The following is a 10986-nucleotide window of genomic DNA, read 5'->3' on the forward strand; positions in this document are numbered from 1 at the left end:
CCTTATCCCACCATTCTCTGCTATGGACGGTCTGGGTGACAACGTTGCCCGCCAATTAGTTAGAGCGCGGGAAGAAGGCGAATTCCTCTCTAAGACGGAGCTCCGAAAGCGCGGCGGCCTCTCTAGCACCCTAGTTGAAAAAATGGACGATATGGGCATTCTCGGCAATATGCCAGAGGATAACCAGTTGAGTCTGTTTGATGAGTTTTTCTAAAATATATAAGGAGGTTTTTATGAAATTGACCATTTCCGCTCAGGATAAGCCAGCGCAAAAAGTGTTTGATTATCAACTGGACTTTGATCCAGATACGATTTTGAAAATGACCGCCTTGATTTGCGGTACTGTGGCAGCGGTTAGCCTACTGTCTCTGTTTAAAGAGAAATAACAAAAGAAAAGGAGAAGCAGCATGGTTCTGCCAAATTTTAAAGAAAACTTAGAAAAATACGCTAAACTATTGGTTGCCAATGGTATTAATGTGCAGCCGGGTCACACGGTGGCGCTCAATATTGATGTGGAGCAGCGTGAGCTGGCTCACTTGATTGTCAAGGAGGCCTATGCTCTGGGTGCTCATGAGGTTATCGTTCAGTGGACAGATGATGTCATCAATCGTGAGAAATTCCTCCACGCGCCGATGGAGCGTTTGGCCAATGTGCCAGAATATAAGGTGGCTGAGATGAACTATCTCTTGGAGAACAAGGCCAGCCGTCTTGGTGTCCGTTCTTCTGACCCAGGCGCCTTGAACGGAGTGGATGCGGATAAGCTTTCAGCTTCTGCAAAAGCTATGGGACTCGCGATGAAGCCGATGCGCATCGCAACTCAGTCCAACAAGGTTAGCTGGACTGTGGCAGCTGCAGCAGGGCTTGAGTGGGCTAAGAAGGTCTTTCCAAATGCTGCGAGCGACGAAGAAGCAGTCGATCTCCTTTGGGATCAAATCTTCAAAACTTGCCGTGTTTACGAAGAAGATCCCGTTAAGGCTTGGGAAGAACATGCAGCTATCTTGAAGAGCAAGGCGGATATGCTCAATAAAGAGCAATTTTCAGCCCTTTACTACACAGCGCCAGGGACTGATTTGACACTTGGCTTGCCAAAGAACCACGTCTGGGAATCAGCTGGTGCCATCAACGCACAGGGCGAAGGATTCTTGCCAAATATGCCGACAGAAGAAGTTTTTACGGCTCCTGACTTCCGTCGTGCAGAGGGCTATGTAACCTCTACAAAACCGCTTAGCTATAACGGAAATATCATCGAAGGGATTAAGGTAACCTTTAAGGATGGACAAATCGTGGATATTTCAGCCGAGAAGGGTGATCAGGTCATGAAAGACCTTGTCTTTGAAAATGCGGGTGCGCGTGCCTTGGGTGAATGTGCCTTGGTACCAGATCCAAGTCCAATTTCACAGTCAGGCATTACCTTCTTCAACACCCTTTTTGATGAGAATGCTTCAAACCACTTGGCTATCGGTGCAGCCTATGCGACCAGCGTGGTTGGCGGAGCAGATATGAGCGAAGAAGAGCTTGAAGCTGCGGGACTTAACCGCTCAGATGTTCACGTGGACTTTATGATTGGCTCTAATCAAATGGATATCGATGGTATCCGCGAAGACGGCAGCCGTGTAGCAATCTTCCGCAATGGAGATTGGGCAATTTAAGATTTTAAGTTGTTTTGACGGGCACTTTTAATCTGGCAGCTCCCGCCTGCTTCTTGAGAAACTTTACTATAAACATAGAAAGAAGGATCCTCTATGATTGGTAGTATGTTTGTCGGTTTTATTATTGGTCTCATGGCTGGGGCTATTACCAGCCGCGGGGAACGTATGGGTTGTATCGGAAAAATCCTCTTGGGCTGGTTTGGTTCATGGCTTGGGCAATTGCTTTTTGGTCACTGGGGACCGATGTTAGCGGACACAGCCATTCTTCCCTCAGTCTTGGGCGCTATGATCCTCTTGGCTCTTTTCTGGGATCGAGGTACTTAGAATAGTGTAAAAGAAATACCTAGACGTGAAAACGTCTAGGTATTTTTGATTGCAATATATGACCGTTTATTCCAGTACCAGCATGCCGTCTTTCACTGCAAATGGATCTTTTTCATTGATACGATCGTAAAACATGATGCCGTTGATGTGGTCAATCTCGTGTTGAACTACGATAGAATTGTAGCCTTTGAGTTTGATGCGGTGTTTTTGACCGTCCTTATCAAAGTAATCCACGGTCACTCGTGCATGGCGCACAACATAGCCTGGCACCTCTCGGTCAACAGAAAGGCAGCCTTCTCCATCAGCTAAGGCAGCATCTTGCACAGAGTGGGCAACAACTTTTGGATTGTACATGACCTGAGCCAGTGAGTAGGCTTCTTTAGGCGGATTTCCTTCTTCGTCCTCCAGATTTGGCACCAGCACAGCGATGATACGCTTAGAAATATCCAGCTGAGGCGCTGCTAGACCAACTCCGCCACGGAGCCCCATTTTTTCAGCCATGACAGGATCTTGAGAATGTTTCAGAAACTGCATCATTTTCTCACCTAAAATGATTTCCTGATCAGATAGGGGAAAGCTGACCTCCTCAGCCACTGCACGCAAGGTAGGATTTCCCTCACGGATAATGTCGCTCATATCGATCAAATGAGCTGCCTTGGTTAATTTATCCATAACCGATTTTTTTTCACTAACAGACATGATTCTCTCCTTTTTCTTTCTTTCATCATAACACAAATCCCGCCAGAAATAAAGAAAGGGCTTGTCGTTTTATCAGAGGAGAAATTTTTCGAAAGAATACTCTTTTTAATGGCTGAATTTTTAAGAAAAGATGATTGCGTCTTTTTCTAAAAAGCTGTATGATAGAATGAGTGTGATTTTTAAAGGAAAGTAGAATGAAAAAGTTTATGGAAAAAGTGAGTATTCTCTCACTTTCTTTGGTGTTGACGACCTCCTTTTCGATTTCCAGTGCCCAATCGGCTATGTTTGCTTTTTATAAAGACCTGCCAGAAAGCTGGATTGAATTGTTGGTCTCTCTCCCATCGGCTGGGATTATGCTCATGCTAGTTTTAAATGGCCTAGTGGAGAAATATTTATCGGAACGAAAGATGATTGTGACGGGGCTCTTGATTTTCTCTCTTTGCGGCTTTGTTCCTCTCGTGAATAAGGCGTACTGGGTGATTTTTGCCTCGCGTCTGATCTTTGGTATGGGAGTTGGTTTGCTCAATGCCAAAGCCATCTCGATTATCAGCGAACGTTATGAGGGCAAGGAACGGATTCAGACCTTAGGTCTACGTGGATCGGCTGAAGTTGTCGGGACGGCTCTCTTGACGCTTGGAGTGAGCCAGTTGCTTCGCTTTGGCTGGGAAATTTCTTTCTTGGTCTATGCTTCGGGTTTGATTGTTCTAGCCCTCTACCTGCACTTTGTGCCTTATGGCAAGGAGGAGAAGCATCATGAAGCTCATCAGGAAGGCAAAGGCTTGACAGCTGCACAGTGGTTTTTGACAATTGGCCTAGCCCTAGTAGCAGCGGTGATTGTCTTGACGAATGTGGTTATCAACGTGCGCGTGCCTGGACTGGTTGAAAAGTCTGGTATGGGAAGTGTTCAGACAGCAGGTTTGATTCTTTCAACTATGCAGTTGATTGGTATTGCCGCAGGCTTGTCCTTTGCACCGCTTCTTCATTATTTCAAGGAAAATTTATTGACGGTTGCAGGAGTGGCCTTTGGCCTTACTTCCATCATGATTGGTTTAGTACCCAATCTCTTGCTCTTGAGTGTGGTTACCATCGCTTCTGGCTTTGTTTATAGTGTCAGTCTGACATCGATTTTCCATATTCTTTCCGAGAGAATCCCTAGCAAATCCTTGAATCAAGCAACCTCGATTGTGATTTTAGGTTGCAGTGCTGGAGCGACTGCTACAACCTTTTTCTTGTCTTTGATTAGTCAATTTTCAAGCCAAGCTTCCTTTATTTTTGGCGTTTTGGGAAGTTTGATGGTTTTAATGGCAGTGCTGGCATTCGGAATTCTCAAGAAAAAGTCTGCTTAGGAGAAGATATGCGTCTGGATAAATTTTTAGTGGAAAGTGGACTTGGCTCACGCAGTCAAGTCAAGCAACTATTGAAAAAAGGTCAAGTATGGGTCAATGGAGCAGCGGTCATGTCGGCCAAGACACAGATTGATGAGCGGTCGGATCAGATTGTGGTGGATGGTCAGCCCCTGGTATATGAAAAGTTTGTCTACTACCTCTTAAATAAACCTAAGGGTGTCATTTCTGCTACTGAAGATGACCGACATCGAACAGTTTTAGATTTATTGGACGATACTGCCCGTCAAAAAGAAGTCTTTCCTGTGGGCCGGTTAGATGTGGATACGCATGGGCTCCTGCTTTTAACCAATAATGGTCAGCTATCGCACGCTATGCTATCTCCCAAGCGCCATGTGGATAAGGTTTATCAAGCTCAGGTTGCTGGTCTGATGGATCAGGCAGATGTTGATCGCTTTGCTCAAGGAATCGAACTCAAAGATTTCACTTGTCGGCCTGCCCAGCTCGAAATTATCGAAAGAGATGAAGGAGCGAAGACTAGTCTGGTCCGTATCACGCTCTCAGAAGGCAAGTTTCATCAGGTGAAGCGTATGGTCCTAGCTTGCGGGAAGGAAGTAACCGACCTTCAGCGCTTGTCTATGGGACCATTACAGCTTGATACAAATCTGGATCTGGGGCAATGGCGACGCTTGACAGAAGAAGAAATGCAGAGCTTGGAAATTTTTCAAGTTGAACTATAGAAAGCTAGGAAAGTGGAGCAATATACTTGCTTCACTTTTTTGCTTTATTTGACAGTTAAGCCTTGATATGATAAGATTTAGGTAACTATATCTAGAAAAAGTTTCAGAGGAAATTATGGCAATTGAAAAGACAGTCAGCGAGCTGGCCGAGATTTTAGGAGTCAGCCGTCAGGCAATCAATAATCGTGTCAAGGCTCTGCCGCCAGAAGATACAGAAAAAAATGAAAAAGGGGTCACAGTCGTGACCCGCAGTGGCCTGATTAAGCTAGAAGAAATTTATAAAAAGACCATTTTTGAAGATGAGCCAGTTAGCGAAGAAGTCAAACAGCGCGAGTTAATGGAAATCTTAGTGGATGAAAAAAATGCTGAGATTTTACGCCTTTATGAGCAGCTTAAGGCTAAAGATAACCAGCTGGCTAAGAAAGACGAACAACTCCGTGTCAAGGACGTGCAGATTGCTGAAAAAGATAAGCAGCTGGACCAGCAGCAGCAGTTGACAGCCAAGGCTATGAGCGAGCGGGAAACCCTTCTTTTGGAACTGGATGAAGCCAAGGAGAAGGTGCAAAAGCAGGAAAACAAAGGATTTTTCGCCCGTTTATTTGGTAAATAAGAAAGAAAATCTCAGTTGAAAAGCTGAGATTTATTTTTCAAAGAAAGAGTAGAGATAAGGCGGAGAAACTGCCAAACGCAGATTTTCAGGAGCCATTCAGTCTTCGTTAGAGTTTGCCTTTCCCTTTTTCGCCCAAATTTTTGAAAGAAGAATAAGATGAAACCAGAAAAACTTAGCTTTAAGCGCTTTTATCATAATTTAGACAAGATCCTAGTTCTCTTTTTCATGGTCTTTATGATGATGGAGTATGCTTGGATTCCCTTTAATTCCTACGCAGCAGAATACCTGCTCAAACAGACAGGATATCTTTTTTTGTCTTACAACAATGTCTGGGCAGTCCTCAGCTCTAATTGGCTGGTCGGTCTAGGCTTTCTAGTCCTCGTCGTGGTCAATCTTTTTGTAGCCTATTTCCAAAGTGGTATGATTTTTATGGGGATTCGTAATCTTTTGGACCAAGAAAATCGGCCAGTCTTTGCTTTTCTCGGAAAAACATTCAAGGATAGCTTTGCGCTTGTCAAGAAGGCTGGTCCTGGGAAAATGCTCTTTATCGTACTTTATATGGGCTTTCTTTTCCCCTTCTTGCGCCAAATTTTGAAAATCTATTATCTCAATAAAATTTTGGTTCCGGATTTTATTGTTACCTATTTGGCAAATAATATTTTTTTCGCTGTTTTCATGGGACTTCTTGTGGTCGGCATGTTTCTAGTGGCAGTGCGACTAATGTTTGCCCTACCACAGCTCTTTTTTGAGCACGCAACAGTTCCTCAGGCAATTCGCTTTAGTCTGGCCAAGACTAAGAATCGTCTTTTCTTTTATACTAGACATCTTTTTTGGATTATTATCAAAAGCTTTCTGCTTTATACTTTTCTCTCAGCTCCAGCTATACTAGGACAGCAGCACGCGAACACTCAACCAAATGAGGTTGTCCTCTTTAGCGGTATTGTAGCTTTTGTCCTGATTAAGTTTGCCTACTATGCTATGTTGTCCTATTTCCTTCTCAAATTTGTCTCTTTCCTGACAGATCGTACCTTAAATGACTATCCAACGAAAAGAGGCCTGTCTCTAATGCGTTGGTTTGTTCTGACTATTGCCAGCTCAAGCTTCGCATTAGAAGGTTATGTCTATCTAAATTTCCCTTTGGAGAATGTTCCGATTACGATTTCCCATAGAGGGGTTTCAAGGGAAAATGGAATCCAAAATACCGTAGAAGCGCTGGAAAAAACAGCCTTGCTCAAACCTGACTTGGTAGAAATGGATGTGCAGGAAACCAAGGATGGGCAATTTGTCATGATGCATGATGCAAACCTGAAGCAGTTGGCAGGTCTTGATGCCCAACCTCAAGACTTAACCTTGGCTGAGTTGACTTCGCTAGAGATTTCAGAAAATGGCTATCGGGCTAAGATTTCTAGCTTTGACGATTACTTTACTCGTGCCAATCAACTCGGCCAGCGCCTCTTGATAGAAATCAAGACCAGCAAGAAAGACTCCAAGGATATGATGGAGCGATTTTTGAGCAAGTATGGTGCCAAAATCAAGGTTTATCAACACCAGATTCAGTCTTTGGACTACCAAGTCATCGATCAGGTTGTCAAATATGACTCCTCTATCCCCAGTTTCTTTATCCTGCCTTATAATACAATCTTTCCACGAACTAAGGCTTCTGGCTACACCATGGAGTATTCAACCTTGGATGAAAATTTTGTCAATAAACTCTGGCAATCCGACAAACGTCTCTATGACTGGACCATTAATGATGAGGATAGTATCGTCAAATCTTTTCGCTTAGGGGTGGATGGGATGATTACAGATGATTTGGAGTTGGTTCAAAGTTCCATCAAAGAACTCAAGGATGATCCGGACTATACTACCCTTCTATTAAATAAGTCTTTAGACTTGCTAAGTTTTTCTTAGGATAGCAGTGGAAAATGAACACGAGTAATAGAGTAGAGTCATTGCATGGCTACCATAATATTCAGAAAATTTAGTTTACTTTTTTCCTTTTTTGTGCTATAATCCTAAGTAAACCTAAAAAACAAAATTGGAGAATTCGTATGAAAAAAAGCAAAGTATTAGCTTTAGCTGGGGTTAGCCTTCTTTCAGTAGGCGTTTTAGCTGCTTGTTCTGGTTCATCAAAAGGAAACAGCGCAGCAAAAGCTTATAATTATGTCTATACTGCTGAACCAGAAACATTGGACTATGTGACGTCTGGTAAGGCTTCAACATCTGACCTCGTGACTAACGGTGTGGATGGTTTGTTGGAAAATGACCAATATGGTAATTTTGTACCGTCTATTGCAGAGTCTTGGACTGTTTCTAAAGATGGTTTGACTTATACCTATAAAATCCGTAAAGACGCTAAATGGTACACTTCAGAAGGTGAAGAATACGGGAATGTGACAGCTCAGGACTTTGTGACTGGTCTCAAGCATGCTGCTGATAAGAAATCTGAAGCCCTTTATCTTGTGCAACAATCTGTAAAAGGCTTGGATGACTACGTAAATGGTAAAACACCTGACTTCTCTACTGTTGGAGTTAAGGCAGTTGACGACCACACTCTCCAATATACTTTGAACCAACCTGAACCACAGTGGAATTCAAAGACAACTTCACAAGTTCTTTGGCCAGTTAATGCTGAATTCCTTAAGAAACAAGGGGACAAATTCGGTCAATCTACTGACCCATCTTCTATCCTTTACAATGGACCATTCTTGATGAAGTCTATCACTGCTAAGTCTGCTGTTGAGTATCAAAAGAATGAAAACTACTGGGATAAGGAAAATGTTCATGTCGATACTATCAAGTTGTCTTACTTTGATGGACAAGACCAAGATGCCCTTGCTCGTAACTTTAAAGACGGCGCCTACACAGTAGCTCGTCTCTACCCTACAAGCTCAAACTATGCTGGAGTAGAAAAAGACTTCAAGGATAATATCTTTTTCACACCGCCAAGTGCTGGTGTAGCTGTTATGGGTGTCAATATTGATCGTCAAAGTTACAACCATACAAGCAAAACAACAGATGCTCAGAAGTCTGCTACTAAGAAAGCGATTCTTAACAAAGACTTCCGTCAAGCCTTGAACTTTGCTATTGACCGCACATCATACTCAGCACAGATCAATGGTAAAGAGGGTGCTCCTTACGCTGTCCGTAATACTTATGTACCACCTTCATTTGTTCAAGTTGGCGATAAATCTTTTGGTGACGTTGTAGAAGAGAAAGTTGCTGCATTGGGTGACGAATGGAAAGGTGTTAAACTTGAGGACGGTCAAGATGGCCTCTTTAATGCTGAGAAAGCAAAAGCAGAGTTTGCCAAAGCAAAAGCAGCTCTACAAGCTGACGGAGTGGAATTCCCAATCCATCTGGATCTCCCAGTTGCTCAGACTTCTAAGCCAATGGTTAACCGCGCACAATCGCTTAAGCAATCTGTTGAAAAGACTTTGGGAACTGAGAATGTTGTTGTAGATATTCAACAAATGTCAGAAGATGATCTTTACAACATTACTTACTATGCACCAAATGCTGCTGGCGAAGACTGGGATATCTCAACAGCTGTTGGTTGGAACCCTGACTATCAAGATCCATCAACTTATTTGGATATTTTGAAAACTACATCAACTAAAACTACAAAGACTTACCTTGGTTTTGAGGGAGCAGACAATGCAGCCGCTAAGCAAGTTGGTTTAGATGAATTTGACCGCTTGGTAGATGAAGCTGGTAAAGAAACTTCAGATGTTGCTACTCGTTACGAAAAATATGCAGCAGCTCAGGCTTGGTTGACAGATAACTCTCTTGTTGTCCCATTGATGGCAAATCCTGGTGCAGCACCATTTATCTCACGTATCGAGCCATTCTCAGGCGCTTATGCCCAAACTGGTAATAAGACAAGTTCTACTTACTTCAAACGTATTAAAGTAAAAGATGAAGTAGTAACGAAGAAAGACTACGAAGCAGCTCGTAAGAAATGGCTGAAAGAAAAAGAAGAGTCAAATGCGAAAGCACAAAAAGATCTCGAAAGTCATGTAGAATAAATCGTTCACTAGAACTTTCTCTAATAACGAGAGAAAGTTCTTTTGAAATTTAAAGGAAACGATAAATGAAGAAATACATTTTTATGCGTATTTTACGCTCAATTGTGTCGATTTTCTTGGTAACGACCTTGACCTATACCATTATTTATACAATGGTTCCGAGAAGATTGATTTTCAAACAAGACCCGAACTACAATAAGATAGCCACAACTGAAGATAAAAAGACAAACTATGAAAATACAGTCTATGAGCGGATGGGTTATATTGACTATTATGATACAAAAGAGTTACAGGAAAAAGCCAAGAAGGAAAATAAATCTGTAACTACTGAGGCAACCGATGAGAATAAAAAGATCTACGAAGCCTACGTTGAAAAACTTGGCAAAGGTTGGAAATTGTATCAATTCAAAGAAAGCAAAGAATTCTATGCTGTTCGTGAAGTTCCAGTTTACGAGCGTGTACTTGAGTTCTATGCTAATCTGATTCAGATTGATCATCCAAATGCGATTCAAGATGAGGAAAATCCAAATCTTAAGCGCTACATCCGTATCGAAAATGACCCTGCCATTGGTTGGTCAGTCGTAGGTTCTGGTACTCGTCATAAATATCTTCTATATTTTAATGGCCAATTCCCATTTGTTCACCAAAACTTTGTTAGTTTGAACCTAGGAAATTCTTATCCTACTTATGCGAATACGCCTGTATTGCAAGTTATTTCCCAAGGACAAGGTCAAACAAAATCATCAGAAGTTCAATTCCCAACAGGTAAGAAAACTTCTGCTGTAGATATTTACTCTCGTACCTACAAGACTCCAAGTAAGGCAGACTCTCAGGATATTGCTAAATATGGCAAGGGAGATGCTTACACTGCAACCAAGAATAACTATCAAAACCCATCGATGATTGTCAGCTCATCTATTATTGGTCTGATTGGTGTGGCGCTTTCTTATTTGATTGCTGTTCCGCTTGGTTCTTATATGGCTCGTTTGAAAAATACTTGGTTTGATAGTATTTCAACAGGTGGCTTAACCTTCATGATGTCACTGCCAACCATCGCCCTTGTTTATATTGTTCGTTTGGCTGGCTCAGCTATTGGACTTCCAGATTCCTTCCCAATTTTGGGAGCAGGAGACTGGCGTTCCTATGTTCTGCCATCTTTGATTCTTGGACTTCTGAGTGCACCTGTGACAGCTGTCTGGATTCGTCGTTATATGATTGACTTACAATCCCAAGACTTTGTTCGCTTTGCCCGTGCCAAAGGTCTTTCTGAGAAAGAAATTTCTAACAAGCACATTTTCAAGAATGCTATGGTGCCGTTGGTGTCTAGTATTCCAACTTCTATCGTTGGTGTTATTGCAGGTGCGACCCTGACTGAAACTGTCTTCGCCTTTCCTGGTATGGGTAAAATGCTGATTGATTCTGTTAAGGCATCAAATAACTCAATGGTGGTTGGTCTTGTGTTTATTTTCACCTGTCTTTCAATCTTTGCCCTCTTGGTAGGTGATATCTTGATGGTAATGCTTGATCCACGTATTAAATTAACATCTAAAGGAGGTAAATAATGGCTACAATTGATAAAAGTAAATTCCAATT

General features: G+C 42.3%; 11 protein-coding genes. 10 read left to right on the forward strand and 1 reads right to left on the reverse strand.

The genetic code is table 11. From position 1 onward, the window contains the following. The 4 genes from Q0191_RS06260 to Q0191_RS06275 all read left to right on the forward strand — a co-directional run. A partial coding sequence (locus Q0191_RS06260) for a hypothetical protein (protein ID WP_297664824.1) occupies window positions 1–214 on the forward strand: 214 nt, incomplete at its 5' end. 19 nt (window positions 215–233) lie between these two features. Then, entirely contained in the window at window positions 234–386 is a 153-nt protein-coding gene (locus Q0191_RS06265; RefSeq protein WP_002899045.1) for a hypothetical protein, read from the forward strand. A 21-nt stretch (window positions 387–407) separates the two neighbouring features. Beyond that, window positions 408–1649: an aminopeptidase gene (locus tag Q0191_RS06270; protein WP_297664827.1), complete on the forward strand. Its 1242-nt coding sequence runs from the start codon at window positions 408–410 to the stop codon at window positions 1647–1649. 93 nt (window positions 1650–1742) lie between these two features. Next, a complete protein-coding gene (locus Q0191_RS06275) occupies window positions 1743–1973 on the forward strand; it encodes a GlsB/YeaQ/YmgE family stress response membrane protein (protein ID WP_297664829.1) in 231 nt (76 codons plus the stop codon). Window positions 1974–2039: 66 nt separating this feature from the next. Here Q0191_RS06275 and def read toward each other — a convergent pair whose 3' ends face one another. After that, the gene (def, locus tag Q0191_RS06280) at window positions 2040–2672 is read right to left on the reverse strand and encodes a peptide deformylase (protein WP_005591873.1); all 633 of its coding nucleotides are present in this window, start codon (window positions 2670–2672) and stop codon (window positions 2040–2042) included. A gap of 194 nt (window positions 2673–2866) precedes the next feature. Between def and Q0191_RS06285 the strand changes: the two genes are divergently transcribed. The 6 genes from Q0191_RS06285 (at window position 2867) to Q0191_RS06310 (ending at window position 10955) form a co-directional block, all read left to right on the forward strand. Then, window positions 2867–4018 carry an MFS transporter gene (locus Q0191_RS06285; RefSeq protein WP_297664832.1) on the forward strand — a complete coding sequence of 384 codons (1152 nt, stop codon included), beginning with the start codon at window positions 2867–2869 and terminating at the stop codon, window positions 4016–4018. Between the two features lie 8 nt (window positions 4019–4026). Beyond that, window positions 4027–4755 carry a pseudouridine synthase gene (locus Q0191_RS06290; RefSeq protein WP_297664834.1) on the forward strand — a complete coding sequence of 243 codons (729 nt, stop codon included), beginning with the start codon at window positions 4027–4029 and terminating at the stop codon, window positions 4753–4755. Between the two features lie 115 nt (window positions 4756–4870). Beyond that, a complete protein-coding gene (locus Q0191_RS06295; RefSeq protein ID WP_005591876.1) occupies window positions 4871–5365 on the forward strand; it encodes a DUF536 domain-containing protein in 495 nt (164 codons plus the stop codon). Between the two features lie 156 nt (window positions 5366–5521). Then, on the forward strand, window positions 5522–7276 hold the full coding sequence (locus Q0191_RS06300; RefSeq protein ID WP_297664836.1) for a glycerophosphodiester phosphodiesterase: 1755 nt from the start codon (window positions 5522–5524) through the stop codon (window positions 7274–7276). 140 nt (window positions 7277–7416) lie between these two features. Continuing rightward, a complete protein-coding gene (locus tag Q0191_RS06305; protein WP_297664838.1) occupies window positions 7417–9393 on the forward strand; it encodes a peptide ABC transporter substrate-binding protein in 1977 nt (658 codons plus the stop codon). 65 nt (window positions 9394–9458) lie between these two features. Then, the gene (locus tag Q0191_RS06310; protein ID WP_297664840.1) at window positions 9459–10955 is read left to right on the forward strand and encodes an ABC transporter permease; all 1497 of its coding nucleotides are present in this window, start codon (window positions 9459–9461) and stop codon (window positions 10953–10955) included. The last annotated feature ends 31 nt before the right edge of the window (window positions 10956–10986 follow it).

Origin of the sequence: uncultured Streptococcus sp. (assembly GCF_938036805.1) — a bacterium.
Classification (GTDB): Bacteria; Bacillota; Bacilli; order Lactobacillales; family Streptococcaceae; genus Streptococcus.